The following is a 21,681-nucleotide window of genomic DNA, read 5'->3' as shown; positions in this document are numbered from 1 at the left end:
ATCCGGGTTAAGAAACTGCATCTAATCCATCTTGCTTCTGACTTTCTGCCACAAGACGCGTGTAAACACCATTCAGAAGCATCAGTGTTTCGTGGGTCCCTGACTCCACAACCGCACCTTGATCCAGCACATAAATAATGTCCGCATTCTGGATTGTGGACAGTCGATGGGCAATGATTATCGTTGTATTGCCGCTCCGCACGTGATCAATATTCGCTTGCACACGCCGTTCGGTCTCCAGATCAAGGGCGGATGTCGCTTCATCCAGAATAAGAATATCGGGATTGGCCAGCATAGCACGAGCTAACGCAATCCGCTGACGCTGACCGCCTGACAGCAATATGCCCCGCTCCCCGATCTCGCTATCGTAACCTTGTGGCAGCGTCTGAATATGCTCATCGATCTCGGCGAGCTGCGCTGCCCGAATCATCTCGGACTCCGTATAATCCCGTCCCATGAGCACATTGTTGCGTATCGAGTCTGGGAACAAATAAGGATCCTGAAGAACGCAGCATACTTGTCTCTGCCACGCTGCTCGGCTGATCTGCGTAAGTGGCATATGATTGACCACAATATTCCCTTCTTGCGGATCGAAGAACCGGATCAGCAATTGACCGATCGTCGACTTCCCGCCGCCGCTCATACCTACGAATGCTATTTTACGACCAATGGGGAAATCCAGATTCATCTGATCAAGCACCGGACGAGTCCCTTCTATATAGCGAAAGGTTACACGGTCGAATCGGAGCTGCTCCACACGACTCAGGTCACAGTCCCCGTCCTCCATCTCCTCGGAGTCGATTACCTGTTTCACACGTGTTAATGAAGAATAGCGGGAAGCCGTGTTAACCGCAAGGTTATACATGCCTTCAACGGCGTATAACAGCACGGATGTATATTGAATCAATATGATATAGGATCCGACCGATAGCGTACCTCGATACACTTCCATCCCCCCGTAGCCGATGACGATGAAATAGGCAATCCAGTGCATGAAATCGCTGGACAAGATCGATTTATTAAGCAGCCTGCCTTCTTGCAGGATCTTCGCAAAGAGGGCGTCGAACAAGGAATGGTACTTCTGTCGCTCCCAATCGATTCGATCGAAAGCTATGACCTCGCGGGAGGCTGAGACCCCCTCCTCGATATGCACTAACAATCCCGCCCGAGACGTCTGAATGTCTTCAGACATCCTCTTCAGTTTGGGTGCGAAATAACGAATAGCTGCTACATAAACTACACTAACGATGAATACAACAATGAGCAATGGAGCGTGGAGATATCCGATTATGCTGCAATAGAACAAGGCCCTCCATGTATGCTGAAGCTCACGTGGGAAGAAGTTCGTCAGCAAGTTAGACATCAACAAGGAATCTCGAGTCAGTGTGTGCAGGATGGCTCCCGTTCGTTCTTTCTGGAAGCTCGGCATCGGAATCCGGTGCAAGCTTTTGAGCAGATCAACCAGGATTAATGTACGTACGCGATATTCATTGTATAAGAAGGTCAGATTGCCGAAGAACAACGCACCATTCTGAATAACAATTGCCACTGCAAACACAACAAGCAGCGGGAGCAGCTGATCATACTGCTTTTGGATCAGAACATTGTCGACTAGAAACTTCTGTACTCCGATTAACAACGTATCCCCAAGCGTGAATACTACCAATAATACGAAGGCCCCTATATAACTTACTTTTATTCGCTTGACATATCCCAATGCCCATCTCAATCCGCTCATACGGCCCCTCCCACCGTCATGGCAACATGACCGGATTCCAATTGATACAAAGCTCCCTTTCGCTGCATGAGCTCCGTATAGGAGCCGCTTTCCACGACTTTCCCTCCATCTATCACTACAATGACATCATAATCCCGAATCGTCGATAATCGGTGAGCCACAGCAATCGTCGTCCGCCCTGTTAATAGCTCACGCAGGGCATTCTGTACTTCGGATTCACTCGCTGTATCCAACGCCGAAGTAGCTTCGTCAAGCAGGATAACAGCAGGCTGTTTAATGAACATACGCGCAATCGCAATCCGCTGTCTCTGACCTCCAGACAGTTTCACGCCGCGTTCGCCAACCAGCGTATCGTAGCCTTCCGCCAATTGCATGATGAAGTCGTGCGCATTCGCCGCCTTAGCCGCTTGCATGAGCTCCTCATCCGTCGCGTCTAGCTTGCCGAATCGGATATTCTCCTTAATCGAAGAACCGAACAAATACGTCTCCTGGAATACGAAGCCGATCGAACGACGAAGCGCAGACAACGGAACCATACGCAGCGGCTTGCCGTCCAACCGTATGTCTCCTTGTTGCGGATCATAGAAACGCCCGATGAGTTTCAGCAAAGTAGATTTCCCGTTCCCGCTCGCTCCGACAAGTGCAACCTTCTGACCCGACCGAATATGCAGGTCAAACCCGTTTAGCACCAAACGATCTTGATTATATCCGAAATGCACATTATTGAATTGAAACTCTCCGCGCACCTTGTCCAGAATCACTGTCTCCGTTGCCTCCTGTACAACAGGTGTTTCCTGCATGAAATCATGAATGCGTTCGGCTTGGAACAACAGTGCTTTCTGAGTCGTTAAATTGTTGATAATACGGGTAATTCCAAAGGCGACATCGAAGTAATACAGCGAGAACGCGAGGAAAGCGCCTAACGACAACTGGCCGTTCATTACCAAGTGACTCCCCACAGCAAAGAAAGCCAGAATGCCCAAATATACGGCGAAGGTCCTGGAAACAATTCTCGCGTACACAAACACCCACATTTTATGCTCGACCTTGTTGAGAATGATTTGCTTTTCCAGCAGGCACTCGATGTCCCATGATTGCGTACCGTTGATCCGAATTTCCGCTTGACCGGATACGCTGTTGTACAATCTGCTGTTAACTTCCGTACGTACATCGTTCGTTTCCTTGCGGTAGCTTGCCGCTCTCTTATCGAAATGATGACCTGTTATGTAATATAAGGCAAGACTAGGCAGCACAACCAAGCTTAGCGCCATATGGATCGACAGCAGCATCACGACCGACAGTAGCAACATTATTCCACTCAGGATCATCGCCGGAAGCAGGTCGCTGTATAGCCTTTGCACCGCTGCTGTCTCGGTATGGAAGAATGCCAACGTTTCCCCGACGGGATGTTTCTCATAGTAAGCGTATCCAAGTTTCCGCAATTTCTGGAGTACGGACAGCTGTAAGTCTCGTGATGCTTTCTCGGTAAAATGGCGCTGCAGCATATTTTTGCCGATGTTCGCAATAACTCTGAATAATAGGATGGCGCCCAATCCGCCGATCAGCCATAGGAACAGCTGGATATTCCGCTCAGGTAATACGTGATCTACAAGAATCTGGATGAATCGAGGGACCAGCAATTCGGCTCCAGCCAACATCACCCCGCACCCCACGAAGCCGGCAACATAGCTGGCGTAAGGCTTCAAATACGTGAGTACCCAAATGTAGATAGTCCAGTAGCTATGGCCTTTGTTCTTGGCCGTCTTGGTTGTCTTGGCTGGGCTGATCGCCAGTTTACTTGTCATTTCTCTGATTCCCCCGCAGTATCCATAATCATACAAATTTCTTAGTGTATCCCATGGTAAATAGTTATGCCCTGGAAAAATATGCTGTAAATTTGACAATTTATTAGATATTTTGCTGTTTGTCTGGAAAAAAACCCTATAACAATGTGGCTCTTTAGAAAAACCCGGCCTACGGCCCTACGGCCATGTCCTTGGTGGTTAATGCATCTTTCAAGGCAAGCAATTAACGGCACAGCCTCCGGGACCCCTTGGCTCCATCTCACAGACCCGCCGCGGCGTCTAGCTCACGACAGAAAGAGGCCACAGCACTCGGGCTGTGACCTCTTCCTCTGTGAACAAATACGTTATTTGTTCATATTTTGGTTTGCTTTTTGTGTTGCTTTATTCGTTGCATTCACGTTTTGCTCTTGAGCAAACTCAGCATTATTTTGTTGGTTCTGAGCTGCTTTGATATTGTTTTGTTTGTTCTTAGCCATTGGATAATCACCTCCACGGACCTTAGTATAAACGGTCCAGGAGCATAATATGTGAGCAGCTAACATGACTGCAGCTGCTGTCAGATTGAATCTCCAAGCAGGCTGCGAAGCTGTTCTTTCCCTCGATGCAGTCTAGCTTTCACCGTGCCGACTGGCATGTCCAGCTTGTCTGCGATGTCCTGATCCTTCAGATCCTCGAAATATTTATATTCGAATATACGCCTCGTCGTATCGTCCAGAAGTGAGATCGATTCACATATCATTTTCTGAACCACGATCTCTTCTACGTCCGATTTCGACTCCGTCTGATATCGGCTCGCTTCCTCCGAGATTTGTGTCGCTTGCCTGGAATTACGTTTCATCATATTGAAGGCTGTATTCGTTGCAATCACCTTGGCCCACTGCGTTATCTTCTCCGGGTCCTTAAGGGTGTCGAGCTTCATCAGGATCTTAAGCCACGACTCCTGGACGACATCCATAGCCGTGTAACGGTCACGCATAATCGAATAGGCTACAATAAACATCTGCTTATACAGTTCTTGCAGCAACAACTCTTGCTCTTCTTGATTGACCCCATCCCATTCGACCGCACGTGTCCACATGGGTATCATCTCCTGCAAATATAGACATAGCCTGCAACATTGTGCACACGCTTTCATCTCTCATTCTACCATAATTTCGCATCAAAAAAAAGAAATCGACGTGTTTCTTGTAACGAAACAACGCCGATTTCACAATTTTTTTAAAGCGGATAAGGAAGATCTTGTCTGGTAGCAATGGCGGTCATGATATCATTCCACTGCTGCAAGGTTTGTTCCGTCACTTTCCCGTTGCCAGTCTGGACGACGAACACATTGACCTTCTTCTTACCCCATTCTTTGTATATTTGAGCTTTGCTCTTATAGTACAGGTCGATTTTCTTTCCTTTGATGGCGGAGCCTGTATCTGCCACAATTCCGTATCCATACCCAGGTATATACAGAATCGTTCCTAGCGGGAATACTTTCGGATCGGCAGCGATCGTCGACAATATTCCATGCTTTACCTTAACTCCGGAATACGTAATGCCATACTCAGGGTGCCCCGGCTTCTTGCCTGTCGACTCGACACCCGCGTAATATCCGGTTGCCATCACTTCCATACTGCTCTTGAACTGACTGAAGTCCTCGTGCAGCATCGGAAAGCTCTTATTGCGTTCCATTAATTCTTGTGCGGACTTGATCTTGGATAACCGCTCACGTACGATTTGCTGCGCGGAGCTGAAGCTGCTGACTGGCACTTCCGGTGCGGCTGACGATTGTACATGGGCATCGCCTTGTTGCTTGGCGGACTGATCTTGCTTGTGCGAACGCATCGTAGGCTGCCCTGCTCCGACTGCACTTTGGTTCCGCAGCGGCCATAATGCGGTTAATACGATTACGGTGAATACAATGACACTGAACCATCTGGTGCGGTTCATCGTCGAAGAATACATGAGTAGATTCCTCCCTATAAGGAGGGTGTCCCAATCCAAAAAGGATTATGCATCCTATCGGCGAAATTCCGATTCGATGCATAATCCTTAGAGAGCCTCATTCGTACTAAACTTGCTTCGTGCGAATATCCTCGACGATCTTGGCGATAACCACCTCGGTGCTCTGTGCACCCAGATCGCCTTCCCCACGCTTGCGCACGGATAAAGTGCCGGAATTCTTCTCATTCTCGCCGACGATCAGCATGTAAGGGATCTTCTCTAGCTGAGCTTCCCGAATCTTGTACCCGAGCTTCTCGTTGCGGTAATCCGCCTCGACGCGCACACCTGCTGCCTGCAATTGCTCAGTCACTTGCTTCACATAATCATCAAACGCACTGCTGACCGGGATGACGATCGCTTGTACCGGAGACAACCAAGTAGGCAGATTGCCAGTGAAGTTCTCCAGCAAGAATGCGGTCATGCGCTCCATCGTGCTGATGATACCGCGGTGAATAACGACAGGACGGTGTTTGTTGCCGTCTTCCCCGACGTATTCCAGGCTGAAGCGCTCTGGCAACAAAAAGTCTAGTTGTGCGGTTGACAGTGTCTCTTCCTTCTTCAACGCCGTCCGAATCTGTACATCCAGCTTCGGACCGTAGAAGGCCGCTTCGCCTTCTGCCTCATAGAATGGCAGACCGAGCTCTTCCACTACTTCACGCAGCATCCGTTGTGACATTTCCCACATCTCGTCGTTCTGGTAATACTTCTCTGTATCCTTCGGATCGCGGTAGGACAACCGGAACCGATAATCCTTGATGCCGAAATCCTCATATACGCGCTGGATCAACCTGACCACCCGGGAGAACTCCTCCTTGATCTGATCCGGACGGCAGAAGATGTGAGCATCGTTCAAGGTCATGGCACGAACGCGGTGCAATCCGGTTAAAGCGCCAGACATCTCGTAACGGAACTGGTTAGCGAGCTCGGCAATACGGACTGGCAGATCGCGATAGCTGCGCATGTCGCTCTTATACACCATCATATGGTGCGGACAGTTCATCGGACGGAGCACAAGCTCCTCGTTGTCCATCTCCATCTTAGGGAACATGTCTTCCTGATAATGATCCCAGTGTCCAGAAATTTTGTACAGCTCCACACTGCCCATCACTGGCGTATACACGTGCGAATAGCCCAATGCTTCTTCCACGTCAACGATATAGCGCTCCATCACTTGGCGAAGCTTCGCACCCTTAGGCAGCCAGATCGGTAACCCTTGACCCACTTCCTTGGCGAAAGTGAACATCTTCAAGTCTTTGCCGATCTTGCGATGGTCGCGCTTCTTCGCTTCTTCCAGCAGTTCCAAGTGTTCGTCAAGCTGTGCTTTCTTCGGGAAGGCGGTTCCGTAGATACGTTGCAGCATTTTGTTCTTGGAATTGCCTCTCCAATAAGCACCCGCTACGCTTAACAGCTTGAATGCTTTGATTCGTCCAGTCGACGGTAAGTGAGGTCCACGGCACAAGTCGAAAAATTCACCCTGATCGTAGATCGTCAACACCACATCCTCTGGCAAATCGCGAATGAGCTCCAGCTTGTACGGGTCTTCCATTTCTCCGAATATACGCAAAGCCTCATCACGGCTTACTTCGCGCCGACTGATCGGCAAGTTCTCTTGCGTAATGCGTTCCATTTCTTTCTCAATCTTGAGCAAATCTTCGGAAGAGAGCGGCTGTTCCATGTCGATGTCGTAATAGAAGCCGTCTTCGATAACCGGTCCGATCCCGAGCTTGACTGCTTTGTCGCCATATATCCGCTTGATTGCTTGGGCCATCAAATGCGCTGTGCTGTGTCGGTACATCTCCAAGCCGTCCTGCCCGTCCAATGTGACGATTTCAACGGCCGCGTCGTGCTGCAGCGGATAGCTCAGGTCCACGACTTTTCCGTTTACTTTGCCGCCTACCGCATTTTTTCTTAAGCCGGAGCTGATCGATCCAGCCACATCTTCAATTGTTACACCTTGCCCGTACTCTCTTACTGCACCATCGGGTAACGTTACTTTTACCGCTTGCCCTGCTTCTGCCATTGCCTGATCTACTCCTTTATGTTGGATTCGCCGATTGGTGGGATGAGCCGTACTTCGATTATTGGGAACAAAAAAAGCACCCTCATCCCGGAAAGGGACGAGCGTGCGGTCTCGTGGTTCCACCCTTAATTCATTTCGCGCCGTCAAAAACGGATGTACAGATCAGATCCAAAGATCCATTCGCGAAAACTCATAGGAATTCGGTAACGGGAATCAACCGGCGTCTCTTAATGGTTCTTCAATCATGAAGAACGTTCGGAAACTCTGCTGCAAAGGGGTAAGCCGCCGAATAATTCGGAAGGAGATTTCAGCGCGAGTCTCCTCTCTCTGGGCCAATCATGATCGGGGCTGTTGTCTTTGGTCGTTGCAATTGAACTTTATTATCCCTTAATTATAGCTCGCTGTCGGTTGTTGTCAAGGTGATAACTGATCTTTGTTAGGAATGCCCAGCACGGTGTGGCAGCCTATGCAGCTCGTACAGACGCGCGCGCGGTCTTCGAAGATTTGCATAATCGTCTTCACCACTTGCTCCTCAGGATCTCTTGTATGGATGTAAATATTTTGCGGAGACACGGAAATGAGTGTACTTACGATCATGTCCTCGAAGTTAATTTCCCGGTCCAACAGCTCTACGGTGAAGGAATCGAATTCTTTCGTATCGATCGGCGCCATCTTCTCGTTCAGCAGTGTGAATTCGTGACCGCCGTGGTGCATCAGATGGGCAACCGGAATTTTCGCATCCTGGATGTAGACGAAATATTTGAGCAACGCAATAAACTCTTGGTACTGCTGATCCATAATGTATTCGTCGATGGCGTACTCCACCACTTCCTTCAACTCATCCCGGTATTCCGTCAGACGGAACCGGATCAATCCTTGAATATTGAGCTCGTTGTTCAGCTCCAGATAAGCCAAGATCAGCTGTGCTACCTTCTCTTGTCGGCGTATTCGCGGCTTCGGCATGCCCTCCGCTTCTTCGGACTGATTGAGCAATTGAGCACAATACTTCTCAATCGCCTGCACATCATGCGGCTCTTCGTAGTGGTACGGCCCGCTGATCACTTCCCGCAGCAGCTTCGTCTCAACGTGTTCCATGATGAACGCTGACAGCACGTTAGCCGCACTCTTCAGCACTTCGCTTCCCCATGTCTCCAACTGAAAGCCTGGCAGAACACCCGTGCATTGCAGCGAGAAAAACGACCGGAACGACTTGCCCTTGATCTGCACGGATCCCTTTGGCATATGTATTTGATCGAATGCTTCCATTAAACGTTGCTGAAGCCACTCTCTCTCCTCAGACAACGATTTCGGTACGATAATGTTGAACAATTCCACGCCGATCACTCCTTTCCATCGCCGCTACCGGCTCTATTGCTGTTTCCTAAAGTATATGGCCCCTTCCTTGCGGATATACAAACAACAATTTGGTATCGACCATTTTGGGAATAGCTGGATGGTTGGACTCTCGGAGGAAAATAAACTCATCGGTCAGGTTCATGGCGTATTGAGTTCCGTTTGGCGCGCGAAGGGAGTGAGCAGGAGGTTCCGACCGCTGTTGAAATCGATTCCTCGGATTGAAATGTTGTCGTGGTTAGGAATCGATTTCAAAGGCGGACGCTTCGCTTCTCCACTCTCCTGCTCACTCCCTTTTTTGTTCTTCTGTCCAACAAAGAGCTTCCGTGGTAATCACAGACATCCAACATGTTGTAATCTGTACAAAAAATAAGAAGGCTGCCATCAAATACTTAGCAGCCTTCTTATTTCTTCTTACATAAGTGTAGTCACGTTATCCATTCTGAACATCGTATTTAAGATTTATTTTTGAAATTTTTGAAAAAAGCAAACCCACCCATTAAAAACACAAGAATAATGATCAAATATACATAACCAGGTACATAATCATTACTGATATTTTGTTGCATGGAAATAGCTTCATTTATTACTTTTATTAATGCTAATGTTAACAATGCCAGTCCCATTAGTAAAAATCCAATAGATTTCATTTATATGACCGCCCTTCAAAATCTGTTATTTGCCAGTAGACGCCTCAGATATATTCGCTAAAAGGGTCTGATTTCCTTCACTCTACTTTACCCGTTAACGGACGGATAGACCGGTTCAAACCCAGCTTAAGCGCGGAGAGAAATATGTAGGCTATAATGCTTACCCATGCTCCTCTTTCGCCTTCAGTAATTCATTATAGGGATGTGTGTGTAACATTTTGTTGCCTCGCTCAAACAGTGACCAAAAAAAGAAGAATGGTTGAGCAGCTATAGTACGCTGCATCAACTATTCTTTCGCAACCTTCAAAGCAAATATACCCAACACCTAGCTGGCAACCTGCAATTCGATTCGATAATGACTTCTAACACTTAACGTCCGGTTCCGGGCGTGCGCATATTCTCAATGATCATGGCGATGCCTTGGCCGCCGCCGATGCACAGCGCGGCGAGCCCATAGCGCTTGCCGCGAGCCGCCAGCTCGTAGGCGAGCGACAGCAGGATGCGCGAGCCGCTGGCACCCACGGGATGGCCGAGCGCAATCGCGCCGCCATTCACGTTGGTCCGATTGCGGTCGAGCTCAAGCACCTGCTCGACAGCGAGGTATTGGGCGGCGAATGCCTCGTTCATCTCGAATAAATCGATTTCGCCGATGGAGAGTCCTGCGCGTTCGAGTGCCTTACGGGCCGCTGGGACAGGCCCGATGCCCATCACTTCAGGCTCGACGCCAGCGAGCCCCCACGACACGATGCGGGCGAGCGGCTGCCGATCGCCAAGCGCCTGGCCGCTGGCGAGTACGAGCGAGACCGCGCCGTCGTTAATACCGCTGGAGTTGCCAGCGGTCACGGTGCCGCCGTCCTTCTTGAAGGACGGGCGTAACTTGGCCAAGACGGCGACGGTCGTCTCCGGCTTGATATGCTCGTCCGCGCTGACCGTGATGACTCCGCTGCGGGTCGTGATCTCGACGGGCGCGATCTCTTCCGCCAGCCTGCCGGATTGTGCAGCTGCCGCTGCGCGTTGGTGGCTCAACGTCGCGAACTCATCCTGAGCGTCGCGCGTAATACCGTAACGCTCGGCAAGGTTCTCGGCCGTCACGCCCATCCCACAACCGGCATAGTGGTCGGTCAGTGTATGCATCAGCATGTCTTCCAGCTGAATCGGCCCGAGCTTCACACCGCCGAACCGACTCGTGAAGTCGGCATGAGGCGCCTGCGTCATGTTGTCCACACCTCCGACGAGGGCGAAGGAAGATTCACCGAGAAGGATGCCCTGAGCAGCCGATAGAACGGACTGCAGCCCGGAGCCGCAGACACGGTTGACGAGAAGAGCGGGCACCTCAACAGGAACGCCGGACTTCAAGGCAATATGACGTGCCACGTAAGGACCTGTTATCGAAGAATGAATAACGTTCCCATATATAACTTGGTCGATCTGATGCGGTTCGACGAGGGCTCTGCGCAGCGCTTCCTTCGCACTCACTATGCCAAGCTCTGTAGCCGATACTTGCTTGAACGCTTGCCCGAATGTTCCGAAGGGCGTACGTGCTCCATCTATAATGTAAGCTTCATTCATGTTCGTTTCCTCCATCATGCGGAATTTGTCTAGCACGCAGCAACCGAATCAGATTGCGGTCGCGAATGGCCAGCTCGTTTTCTACTGCTGAAGCATCCACATAGTCGTAGATACCCTTTCCATTCTTAGCTCCTAATCTACCTTCACGTACGTTACGCTGGATGAGCTCCGGTGCGGAACGACTATCATTCAGTAGCGGGAACAATTGTCCACTTACCTTCTCCCACACATCCAGCCCGCCGAAGTCGGCCGTCTCGAGCGGACCATGCAACGCCCAGCGAAGTCCCGGGCCATGCTTCACCGCTGCATCGATATCGTGAGCTTCCGCCACACCACTCTCTAGCAAATGAATCGCTTCCCGAAGAATGGCTGCTTGCAGCCGGTTGGCGATGAATCCAGTCACACCGCGTTTCAGCACAACAGGTACTTTGCCGCAGCCGCGAAGCAAGTCGAGAATTGGCTCTAGCGCTGATTCGGTTGTGGCCGGCATCTTAACGATCTCGACAAGCGGTACGTGAATAGCGGGATTAAAGAAGTGCAGAATAAGCATCCGATCGCCAAAAGCTATTCCTTCTGCTAACTGCTCCAGTGGGTAGGTAGAGGTGTTGGATGCGACAATAGCTGTTTCCTTGATTAAGGGCTCCAGGCTGCGATACAGCTCTTGCTTGACCTCGATTCGCTCTGGTGCAGCTTCGATGATCAGATCAACATCACACACTGCGCTCACCAAATCAGTCGTATAGCAAATTCGCCCCTCTATCGCAGCCAGATCTGGCGCGTGTTGGGTGCCGTCCTCACTTGCAATAAGCTGTAAGTTACGGCGAATGTGCCGGGCCGCTACCTGTAGTGCCGTCTCGCTAATATCATATAAGTTCACTTGCAGGCCGTATGCCGCGAACAGTTGAGCTATTCCATGCCCCATCGTTCCAGAGCCAAGTACGGCAGCTTTTACTATCATCGTGTGTTCCGCCTCCCTCATCTACTGGGCTGTATAGCCGCCATCAATAACAACCGCTTGACCTGTGACGCCCCCAGCCTTCTCGCTCGCCAAAAACACCGCATAATCAGCCACTTCTCTCGTACTCAATAGTCTTTTTTGCGGAACAAGCGGGTATATGACTTCTTCTAACACTTTCTCCAGCGGTACTCCACGGTTACTAGCCAAATCCGCCAACTGGTTGCGGACAAGCTGCGTATCGACATAACCGGGACACAGGGCATTCACCGTAATTCCGTGCTCGGCTCCTTCCAACGCGGCTACTTTCGTTAACCCAATCACTCCATGCTTCGCGCTGTTGTAAGCCGCTTTCCCTGAGAACCCGACCAGTCCGTTAATCGAGGCGATGTTCAGAATACGTCCGAAGCGCTGCTGTTTCATCTGTGGAAAAACGTGCTTGATAGCCATAAAAGGCGCGACGAGCATAAGGCGGATCATCCGTTCATATACGTCTGTAGGGAGGTCCTCGATTGCCGCGACATGCTGTACACCTGCATTGTTCACCCACACATCCAAGCGGCCGAATTGGGACGCAACACGATCGATCGCCTGCTTCAACTGTTCCTCCTCCGTCACATCAAACGCTAGAGCCATACTTGAATGACCTTGCTCCGTTAAACGGCCAGCCGCTTCAATAACCTTCGACTCGTTTCGATCGCATAACACTACCACAGCCCCGTTAGCCGCGAAAGCTTCCGCAATAGCGAATCCAATCCCTCCAGCCGCACCGGTAATAACCGCCACTTTGGGCATGTGCATGGGCTTTGCCTCCTCCTTCCACAACCTCTTAATAGGCTTCTGCTCGCAAATCAGGACTAATAATCAATCGCGGCTCGACGGTCGCTTGAATTTGTTCCGGGGTATAGCCTACAGCCGTTTCCACCAACACAAGTCCGTCTGCGGTCACATCGATAACAGCGCGCTCTGTAATGATTCGATGGACGACACCAACGCCAGTCAAGGGCAGCTTGCAGTCTCGTAAAATTTTGGGCTGCCCGTTCTTGGCTGCATGTTCCATAATGACGAGAATTCGTTTGGCCCCGTGAACGAGGTCCATGGCCCCGCCCATCCCTTTGATCATCTGTCCGGGAATCATCCAATTAGCAAGATCGCCCCGCTCCGATACTTCCATTCCTCCCAGAATCGCAATGTCGATATGACCCCCGCGTATCATCGCGAATGATTCTGCGCTATCGAACAAAGCCGCTCCCGGTATTAACGAGATTGTTTCCTTCCCGGCATTGATCAGGTCGGCGTTCGCATCCTCCGGAGCCGGATAAGGACCGATTCCGAGCAGGCCGTTCTCGGACTGAAGCACAATTTGGCGTCCCTCAGGGATGTAGTTGGCGATCAACGTCGGCATCCCGATACCCAGGTTGACATAGGAGCCGTCATGAATTTCTGCTGCAGCCCGTCTTGCGATCTTCTCGCGGACAGCGGCTTTCTCGTCTTGAAGCGGTGCTGGGACCGAGCTGCCTGTAGCGGCCGGTTGAGCTGGCTTAGGAGCTGACGTTGTCAGCCGCTCGATTCGCTTCACTTGTTGACCTACGATCAGCTTCTGCACATAGACGCCGGGCGTGTGAACGTGATTAGGTGGAAGCTCCCCTACTTCGACGAGCTGCTCAATCTCGGCAATCGTAATTGCACCTGCAGCGGCGATCATAGAGTTGAAGTTTCGTGCGGTATAGTTGTAAATCAGATTGCCCATGCGATCACCCTTCAGCGCCCGCACCAGACTGAAGTCCGCCTTAAGCGCATGCTCCAGCAAGTAGCTCTTGCCTGCGAATTCCCGCACCTCGCGTCCTTCGGCCACAGGTGTTCCTACCCCAGCTGGCGTGTAGAACGCTGGAATTCCTGCACCGCCAGCACGAATTCGCTCGGCCAACGTACCTTGCGGAACGATCTCAATCTCGATCTCACCCGCCAGCACCTGCCGCTCGAACTCCTTGTTCTCGCCAACATAAGAACCGATCATCTTCCGAATCTGACGATTGCGCAGCAGCAGACCAAGCCCCCAGTCATCGATCCCGCAATTATTGGAAATGACTGTGAGGTCCTTCACACCAGAGTCTGCGAGCGCCACAATCAGATTTTCCGGAATTCCGGAAAGACCGAAGCCACCTACCATAATCGTCATGCCATCCTTAATATCGCTTACTGCTTGTTGGAAAGAAGTTAAAATCGGCTTCATCGTTAGACCATGCCTCCTCGATAGGGTGATACTTCTCTATTAAGCAAAAATCGTGCCAACTTTCTCAGAGACGCGGTTATCTTGGGATAATCTGGGGGATTAGACGTCGAAAAGCCGCCAGTAAACAGGGTTGGCGGCTTTCGAGCAGATTTGAACTTTTTTTCTTTAGTCAGTTACAGCCTTAGTCGATCCACCGGATTCCAGTGTACAGGAATTTGAATTCCTGTAATCCGGAATCCGAGGCTCATATCCGTGTTCACAGAGATCGTTGAATAACACATTAGACGTGTGTTGATGAGGGCACAACGAGGCCCCTGTTTATGATCGGACCGTAGATCCGTTATATCCGTCTTGGATGCCCTTTTGGATGTTTAACGGACAGAGGTTCCGTTATTCACACGAAACGGAGCCGATTTCTGCCGTTTCACTGCCAATAAAGGATCCTGTGTCCGCAAGCGGGTGGAATATGGCGTTTTGGAAGCGAATTGCGGATCCTGTGTCCGTTACTCCGTAGAACGATCTCGTTATAACAACAACCGTGCTGTCTGGTCCGAATTCACTTTTGTCATCACGGACAGAGCAGCATTGCTTGATCTTCTACTTGAATTTGTATAGCTTGGCGTAAAGCGCCGACTTGCTCAGCCCCAGCTTGTGCGCCGCCGCCAACTTATCACCGTTTGCTTCATGGAGCGCGCGTTCAATCCACTGCTGTTCCAACCGCTCAATTGCTTCTCTAAGGGTACCAGCCTCTTCTTCAGACTTCGGCAACTCGTGACCATCCGTTATCCTTACTACTGCATGACTTTCGCGAACCTCACGACTTTCGTGGCCATCTTGGCTTGCATGAGCTTCTCGCCCCTCATCCGAATCCGATGAAGTTCCTACCTTTCGACTCCAATTTCGACTTTCGCTTCCTCGCTCACTAGCGCTACCGCCATTTCCTCCAGTAGCTAGCTGCTGCAAGTGAACGGGCAGATCGGCCACCGTGATCCGTCGTCCGTCCATCATGAATAACGCACGTTCAAGCACATTGCGCAGCTCCCGCACATTGCCCGGCCAATCATAGGCTGTGAGCAGCTTCATCACACCCGGTGCAATCGTGACCGCGCCATCGTTGCCCGGTACAGTCGGCTGTATGTCATGCAGCAGCTCTTTGCACAATGGCGGAATGTCTTCCGGCCTTTCCCTCAGAGGCGGGATCGAGAGCTCGACTACGTGCAACCGATAATACAGGTCGCGTCGAAATGTCCCCTCTTCTACCATCCGCTCAAGACTGCGGTTCGTCGCGACGATAACCCGAATGTCTACCGCTTCAGGCGTACCACCCACCGGCTCAATCTCCTTCTCCTGCAGCACCCGGAGCAGCTTGGCCTGCATGCCGAGTGATAGCTCCCCGATCTCGTCGAGGAAGATCGTCCCTTTGTGCGCCAGCGCGAACTTCCCAGGTTTGCCTGACTTCTTAGCCCCCGTGAAGGAACCTTCCTTGTACCCGAACATCTCCGACTCGAACAGCGTCTCCGGTACAGCTGCACAATTGACAGTTACGAACGGTCCATAGAATCTTCCGCTCAACTGATGGATCGCATGGGCGAACAACTCCTTGCCTGTCCCGCTTTCACCCGTGAGGAGTACCGTACTGTTCGAACCCGCCACTTTCTCCGCCATCGACTTCAATTCAGTCATCGTACGGCTGACAGCCGTAATGTGATGCAACCGATACTTGGCTGCAAAAGCAGGCCGTTCAATCTGCTCACTGGATCGCAGAAAAGATTTGATCTCCTTGTATTTCGCATTCATCTCAAACAGCTTGTCGATGTCTTGGAACATGATTTTGCCTACAACGGCAATCAGCTCGCCCTCGCTAAATACGGGAATCCGGTTCGCGATCATCCAGTGTCCGCGTATTTTTTGCAGCTCCCCGAATTCAGCCTTCCCTGTCTTGGCGATGATGTGCAGCCTTGTATTCTCGATCACCTCGGTTACGTGCTTCCCGATCAGCTCCGCTCTTTCCCGCTCGATAAAGGAAGCGTAGGTCACGTTCACATCCAACACATATCCATTCCGATCAGCCACAACAATGCCCTCATAGGCGCTTTCGAGTGCGATCCGATATAGTTTTTGCTGCTCCTCGGCCTTCGCCAGCGCATCTGTTACCCGGCGCAGTTGCCGATGCACCCAACCGTTTTTATGAATAATCATACGTCCACCTGACTCTCCGGCCCCTGCTGGAGCTGCTGATTTCCCCTATACTCGGATCAAGGCCTTCTCTTGCAAGTGATGAGAGTGTAGCACACTTGATAGACTCGTACAATGATCTTGTTGACCACTCGTCGCAAAAGAAAAGGATGGATGCGAATAGGGAAAGTTGTTATGATGGTCAAAAAATATAATTGGAGATGAAACGCAATGAACAAGCCAGTAGCCCACTATGATACTATCGGTACGACCTATCGCTCCACCCGCCACGCCGACCCAAGAATCGTGCAGCACCTGATAGACGCACTAGAGCTTCCCGTCGGTGCGACGATCGTAGATGTTGGTGCCGGCACCGGTAACTACAGCTGTACGCTCGCCGAACGAGGCTATCAGGTGACAGCTGTTGAGCCGTCACAAGTCATGCGCGCACAAGGGAACCGCCACGCTAATCTGCACTGGCTGGAAGGCACGGCAGAAGCACTGCCGTTAGCGGACTGCTGTGCGGATGCGGTCATTTCCACATTGGCTACACATCATTTCACGGACTTGGCGGCCGGTTTCCGCGAGATGAGCCGGGTGCTGAAGCCCGGCGGACGTATCGTGATCTTCGCCGCAGACCCAAGGCTCTGCTCCGACGATTGCTGGTTCCGCGATTACTTGGCGCCCATTCTCGAGCGTTCGTATCCGGTATACAAGCCGATCGCAGAGGTCACGGGACTGCTGGCTGACGGGCTGCTCCTCTCGGCGGATACCGTGCGCGTCGTGCCGTTTCTCGTCCCACACGACATCGAGGACGGATTCTTCTTGTCCGCCTGGAGGCGGCCAGCCCTGTATCTGGATGCGGCGTTTCAAGCCAACACATCGCCGCTCGCGAAAGCGCCAGCAGAAGTGCTACAACCGCTGGTGAAGCGGCTAAGCGAAGATTGGCTCGATGGGACGTGGGCGGATAAGTACGGCCATGTGCTGCAGCAAGAAGCCTACGAAGGCGGCTATCGATTTCTGATCGCGGAGAAGCCGCGATTACGCTGAATCGTATAACTCCTCAGCTAAGTTATCCTAATGCCCCTACTGGGTCTCCGAGTTCGGTTCATCTTGGATTAACAAGGATATACTAGATTCCAATGAACCTCTCGTATTGAAATTTCCCGGAAGAGGAAGGGGATTTCCGTTTATGGGCAACGTTAATTTTGTCGAAATGATTATGCGAAGCACGGGCGCCTTTATAGCGTTGCTGGTCATGACCCGGATTATGGGCAAGAAGCAAATGAGTCAACTTACTTTTTTCAACTATGTAACTGGGATTACAATCGGCGGTATCGCGGCTGACATAGCAAGTGAAAGTGAAACCCCCTATTGGAACGGTTTCATTAGCTTGATCTGGTGGGCTTTGCTTACAATAGCGGTTGGATATATCAGTCTGAAATTTTCAAGTTTGCGCGTCGCCATCGACGGTCAACCTACTATCGTTATTAAGAATGGGCTTCTTCAGGAAAAGGCCATCAGCCGATTAAGAATGAATCTGGATGACCTCAATATGCTGCTTCGGGAACGAGGTACCTTCTCGATCAAGGAAGTGGATTACGCCATTATGGAGCCTAATGGGAAGCTGAGCCTGCTGAAAAATCAGGAAGAGCAATCGCCAACCCGCAAAGACATGAACTTGCCTGTTCAGCCTCTGAACAATCTCCCAACAGAACTGATCGTGGACGGTCGGATTATGGAAAAAAACTTGACGAATTTGGGTCTGGACCATAACTGGTTGAGACGCAAGCTACAGAACTTGAATCCCGAGCATGTATTTTATGCCGAGCATCAACCAGACGGAACACTCTTCTATCAGCAGAAAGAATAGCCCCCTCTAACCCAAATAAAAATAAGTTGATTTTTCGCTCTATTCAGATATAATAGCGAGAAATTACTTTCTAGAAGAGGGGACTTGTATGGAATCCATCATTCAGTATTATAACCAGTTCGACGAGTGGGGACGGCTTGATCGCGAACCTATTGAGTTTCTTGTGAACAGCCATTACATACGCAAGTATTTGCCGTCGTCCGGCCACGTGCTAGATAACGGGGCTGGTCCGGGGAAATACGCCATGCAGTTGGCCGCATTGGGGTACGATCTGACCTTAACGGACTTGACCCCCCGTCTCGTGGAGCAGGCAAGCAGCAAGGCGCAGGAGCTGCAGCTGGCGAATCGCTTCCAAGGCTTCTATCCCGCAGACGCACGGAACTTGAGCCGGTTCGGCGACGAGCAGTTCGACGGTTCGCTTATGCTCGGTCCGATGTATCACCTGCAGACCGAATCAGACCGAGTCCGAGCAATTCAAGAGCTACATCGGGTGACGAAGCCCGGTGCGCCTGTATTCGTGGCGTTCATGTCCAAGCTTCGGTTTCTGACGACCTCGTTACTCTATCCCGAGCACTGGAAGCCGAACAACACGGTCGCCGGCATCTCTCGATTCCTGGACACCGGAACGTTCGACCATAGCGATACCGGCCGCTTTACCGGTGCATATTACTACAACATCGAAGACATCGCACCATTCATGGAAGCGCATGGGTTCGAGCAGTCCCAGTTGATCAGTTCCGGCAGCATCGCTGGTGCGATGAAGCCTGAGCAGTGGGACTATTGGAGATCACGCGGAGAAGAAGAGTATGAACAAGTGATGAATTGGGTTCTGGAGTCTGCTGCAAGCCCTTATCTGCTAGCTACTTCCTCGCATATTCTGTACATCGGGCGCAGGAAAGACTGAGCTCCCCTTTTCGCACGAAGACCACACTACATAACTGCAACCTACAGCAAGTCCGTCACGTCTATCCATCATAGAATCCTCCCGTTAGTTACCATTTGAAATGGCGGTGTCAGGTTATGACAAAAACGTTCGGACTTGCTCTTCTGTTTGTCTCTTTGCTTATGCTCCTGCTCGTTGCCGGCTGTGGTGATCGCCCTCCTATGCTTACCATCAAGGCTGGGAAGCAGGAGGTTCACGTTGAACGCGGCGGGTACAGTTGGAGGTTCTTAGCCGGACATGTCATTGCCGATTCACCGGGTCCATCTGACATGGTGAAGATCGACGAAGATGCAGCTGTTCTCCCTCCCGGGACTGAACTGAAACTATCCTTCGGCAGCAACCCGAAAAAAATGGTTTTGTCTCAATGGGAAGGTCGTGACGAAATCAGCCAAGTGGAGTTGAAGTCGAAAACGTTCAAACTACCCGCTGAGAAAGGCACCTACTTGTACTCCATACACGCGGAATGGCGAAAAGGCAACGCACTATATGCGTTTGCTGTGAAGGTTCAATGATCGCTCCTAGTGGCGACATTCTCAGAAACAAATGAGAGAGCGGGAATGTGGCATTAATAAGGCGTTACGTCTTCCATGAGGCCTCTTCGAATTCCGAAATGATGCAATAGTGCAGGATTTTCTCCCCCCCCTGTCCACTTTTGGATACAAACGGATCAAAAATCATGTACTTTTGCAGGATTCGTACGTATGTTCTAGCTAATTAGTTGAAAAAGCCTGAAACGGGAATTCACTCCGCTTCAGGCTCATGTATGTCATCATTATACAATTAGTTCTGCATGACGAAATCTTTGTCCACCGAGGCATTCTCGTCGTCGAACACTTTCAATATATCGTAGCGCGTGTTGCGCTGCGCCGGAATCTTACCCGCTTCGCGGATCAGTTGCAACGTCGAGGTGATCGTCACCTTGTGCGTTGTTCCCGCCGCCGATACTACGTTCTCTTCGATCATCGTACTGCCAAAATCGTTGCAACCATACGACAGCGAGAGCTTGCCGACTTCCGGTCCCATCGTCACCCAAGACGATTGGAAGTTCGGGATGTTGTCGAACATAAGTCGGCTGATCGCCAACGTCTTGAGGTATTCCGCCGGGCCTAGCTTCTCGCCCTTCAAGTTCGTGTTGTCCGGTTGGAACGTCCACGGGATGAATGCGAGGAAGCCCTTCGACGGATAGCCATTGCGGATGCATTCATCCTGTGCATCACGGATGCGAAGCATGTGCAGCACTCGCTCCTCCATCGATTCACCGAAGCCGATCACCATCGTGCCCGTCGTGTTCATCCCGATCTTGTGGGCCGTTGTCATCACTTCGATCCACTCGGTCCACGAGCCCTTCTGCCGGCTAATCTTCCGGCGGGTCCGGTCATCCAGAATTTCCGCGCCGCCGCCAGGCAGTGAATCCAGACCCGCTTCGTGCAACTGGCGGATGACCTCTTCCAGGGATAACCCCTCAGAGACGTCCTTCATCTTCCAAATTTCTGCCGGAGAGAACGAGTGCATCGTAATCTGGAACCGCTTCTTAATTTCCCTCAACAAATTCGTATAATAGCTGAACGGCAAGTCCGGATTCGTTCCGCCCTGCATGAGAATCTCGGTTCCACCTACATCAATTGTTTCCTGAATTTTCTTGAAAATCACTTCATCCGGCAGTACGTACCCTTCTTTGGACCCAGGTGGTCTGTAGAATGCACAAAACCGGCAATACACATCGCATATATTCGTATAATTCACATTGCGGCCGATAACAAAAGTCGTAATCGGGTCCGGATGCCATTTCTTCATAATCTGATTGGCGGCGTGGCCGATCTTCTCGATTTCGTTCGAAGCGTACAGCTCCAGTCCATCCTCTAAGCTAAGCCGCTCACCTGCAACCGCCCGTTCTAAGACGCTATTCAATTCGCTCATTGTCGGTTCACTCCTCCATCCGTATTCCAGCTGACGTCGAGTCAGCATCCATTCTGCTTAAGCAACTATACGAGCATTATTGTTCTATCGTACCATAATCGCCTAATGACGTCATCATCGGGGATGAGTCGGATATGGCAGCATTGGTACAATTGCAGCAGTTGGTGAAGTGCACCCTTGCACATCACGCTGAAGCTGGATATAATAGGATATTAATGAAATACACACAAATGCGACGAAGAGAAAGAGTAGTGGGATCCTTTCTTTGTACAGAGAGCTCCGGCAGGTGAAAAGGAGTAAAGAAACGTCCGACGAACATGGTCTCTAAGCTGTGCATCGAACCCTGAATCAAACAGGAAGTAGGCTGCAACGGGCGCTCCCGTTATAGAGCTAGAGTATAACCGTCTGCCTTCTTAGGCAAACGTCGTACTTGAAGAGGTTCATGCTGCGAGGCATGAGCG

General features: G+C 50.9%; 18 protein-coding genes, 1 pseudogene and 1 other annotated feature (1 of these 20 running past the window's edge). Of the genes and pseudogenes, 4 read left to right on the top strand and 15 right to left on the bottom strand.

The window, feature by feature from the left end; all coding sequences use genetic code 11:
• Window positions 1-7 precede the first annotated feature (7 nt).
• From AC1DWB_RS05005 to AC1DWB_RS04940, 14 genes and pseudogenes are all read right to left on the bottom strand, one after another.
• A complete protein-coding gene (locus tag AC1DWB_RS05005) occupies window positions 8-1,738 on the bottom strand; it encodes an ABC transporter ATP-binding protein (RefSeq protein ID WP_477539935.1) in 1,731 nt (576 codons plus the stop codon).
• Window positions 1,735-3,543, bottom strand: coding sequence for an ABC transporter ATP-binding protein (locus tag AC1DWB_RS05000; RefSeq protein ID WP_477539934.1), 1,809 nt, complete (start codon window positions 3,541-3,543; stop codon window positions 1,735-1,737). Before AC1DWB_RS05000 ends, AC1DWB_RS05005 begins: the two co-directional genes overlap by 4 nt.
• A 344-nt stretch (window positions 3,544-3,887) precedes the next feature.
• Window positions 3,888-4,019, bottom strand: coding sequence for a hypothetical protein (locus AC1DWB_RS04995; RefSeq protein WP_477539933.1), 132 nt, complete (start codon window positions 4,017-4,019; stop codon window positions 3,888-3,890).
• Between the two features lie 80 nt (window positions 4,020-4,099).
• Complete coding sequence (locus tag AC1DWB_RS04990; protein ID WP_477539932.1) at window positions 4,100-4,621, bottom strand: RNA polymerase sigma factor; 522 nt, start codon at window positions 4,619-4,621, stop codon at window positions 4,100-4,102.
• Between the two features lie 140 nt (window positions 4,622-4,761).
• On the bottom strand, window positions 4,762-5,493 hold the full coding sequence (locus tag AC1DWB_RS04985; protein WP_477539931.1) for a 3D domain-containing protein: 732 nt from the start codon (window positions 5,491-5,493) through the stop codon (window positions 4,762-4,764).
• A gap of 106 nt (window positions 5,494-5,599) precedes the next feature.
• A complete protein-coding gene (gene thrS / locus AC1DWB_RS04980; RefSeq protein ID WP_477539930.1) occupies window positions 5,600-7,552 on the bottom strand; it encodes a threonine--tRNA ligase in 1,953 nt (650 codons plus the stop codon).
• Window positions 7,553-7,966: 414 nt separating this feature from the next.
• A complete protein-coding gene (gene ytxC / locus AC1DWB_RS04975) occupies window positions 7,967-8,887 on the bottom strand; it encodes a sporulation protein YtxC (protein WP_477539929.1) in 921 nt (306 codons plus the stop codon).
• 473 nt (window positions 8,888-9,360) lie between these two features.
• Window positions 9,361-9,555, bottom strand: coding sequence for a hypothetical protein (locus tag AC1DWB_RS04970; protein WP_477539928.1), 195 nt, complete (start codon window positions 9,553-9,555; stop codon window positions 9,361-9,363).
• Window positions 9,556-9,924: 369 nt separating this feature from the next.
• Window positions 9,925-11,124 (bottom strand): acetyl-CoA C-acetyltransferase, encoded by a 1,200-nt coding sequence (locus AC1DWB_RS04965; protein ID WP_477539982.1) that lies wholly within the window; start codon window positions 11,122-11,124, stop codon window positions 9,925-9,927.
• Entirely contained in the window at window positions 11,117-12,082 is a 966-nt protein-coding gene (locus AC1DWB_RS04960) for a 3-hydroxyacyl-CoA dehydrogenase family protein (protein ID WP_477539927.1), read from the bottom strand. Before AC1DWB_RS04960 ends, AC1DWB_RS04965 begins: the two co-directional genes overlap by 8 nt.
• A 21-nt stretch (window positions 12,083-12,103) precedes the next feature.
• Window positions 12,104-12,874 carry a 3-hydroxybutyrate dehydrogenase gene (locus AC1DWB_RS04955; protein ID WP_477539981.1) on the bottom strand — a complete coding sequence of 257 codons (771 nt, stop codon included), beginning with the start codon at window positions 12,872-12,874 and terminating at the stop codon, window positions 12,104-12,106.
• A gap of 34 nt (window positions 12,875-12,908) precedes the next feature.
• Window positions 12,909-13,544, bottom strand: a complete 636-nt coding sequence (locus AC1DWB_RS04950) for a 3-oxoacid CoA-transferase subunit B (protein WP_477539980.1) — start codon at window positions 13,542-13,544, stop codon at window positions 12,909-12,911.
• Window positions 13,545-13,634: 90 nt separating this feature from the next.
• Window positions 13,635-14,312 (bottom strand): annotated as a pseudogene (locus tag AC1DWB_RS04945) (CoA transferase subunit A); the annotation flags it as partial.
• A gap of 597 nt (window positions 14,313-14,909) precedes the next feature.
• On the bottom strand, window positions 14,910-16,511 hold the full coding sequence (locus AC1DWB_RS04940) for a sigma-54 interaction domain-containing protein (RefSeq protein WP_477539926.1): 1,602 nt from the start codon (window positions 16,509-16,511) through the stop codon (window positions 14,910-14,912).
• Between the two features lie 207 nt (window positions 16,512-16,718).
• On the opposite strand from AC1DWB_RS04940, the gene AC1DWB_RS04935 reads away from it, so the two are divergent.
• The 4 genes from AC1DWB_RS04935 to AC1DWB_RS04920 all read left to right on the top strand — a co-directional run bounded on the left by AC1DWB_RS04935 (window position 16,719) and on the right by AC1DWB_RS04920 (window position 19,815).
• On the top strand, window positions 16,719-17,537 hold the full coding sequence (locus AC1DWB_RS04935; protein WP_477539925.1) for a class I SAM-dependent methyltransferase: 819 nt from the start codon (window positions 16,719-16,721) through the stop codon (window positions 17,535-17,537).
• Between the two features lie 142 nt (window positions 17,538-17,679).
• Window positions 17,680-18,360 (top strand): DUF421 domain-containing protein, encoded by a 681-nt coding sequence (locus AC1DWB_RS04930; protein WP_477539924.1) that lies wholly within the window; start codon window positions 17,680-17,682, stop codon window positions 18,358-18,360.
• A gap of 88 nt (window positions 18,361-18,448) precedes the next feature.
• Window positions 18,449-19,264 carry a class I SAM-dependent methyltransferase gene (locus tag AC1DWB_RS04925; RefSeq protein ID WP_477539923.1) on the top strand — a complete coding sequence of 272 codons (816 nt, stop codon included), beginning with the start codon at window positions 18,449-18,451 and terminating at the stop codon, window positions 19,262-19,264.
• A 116-nt stretch (window positions 19,265-19,380) separates the two neighbouring features.
• A complete protein-coding gene (locus AC1DWB_RS04920) occupies window positions 19,381-19,815 on the top strand; it encodes a hypothetical protein (RefSeq protein WP_477539922.1) in 435 nt (144 codons plus the stop codon).
• A 268-nt stretch (window positions 19,816-20,083) separates the two neighbouring features.
• On the opposite strand, the gene mqnC is transcribed toward AC1DWB_RS04920, so the two are convergent.
• Window positions 20,084-21,220, bottom strand: coding sequence for a cyclic dehypoxanthinyl futalosine synthase (mqnC, locus tag AC1DWB_RS04915; RefSeq protein ID WP_477539921.1), 1,137 nt, complete (start codon window positions 21,218-21,220; stop codon window positions 20,084-20,086).
• 226 nt (window positions 21,221-21,446) lie between these two features.
• Window positions 21,447-21,681 (top strand) — a binding site (T-box leader) (it continues 43 nt past the right edge of the window).

It is taken from the genome of Paenibacillus sp. P4_E11, assembly GCF_056401635.1.
The sequence above is the reverse complement of the archived record's forward strand: the minus strand, read 5'-3'. Positions and strand labels throughout refer to the sequence as shown.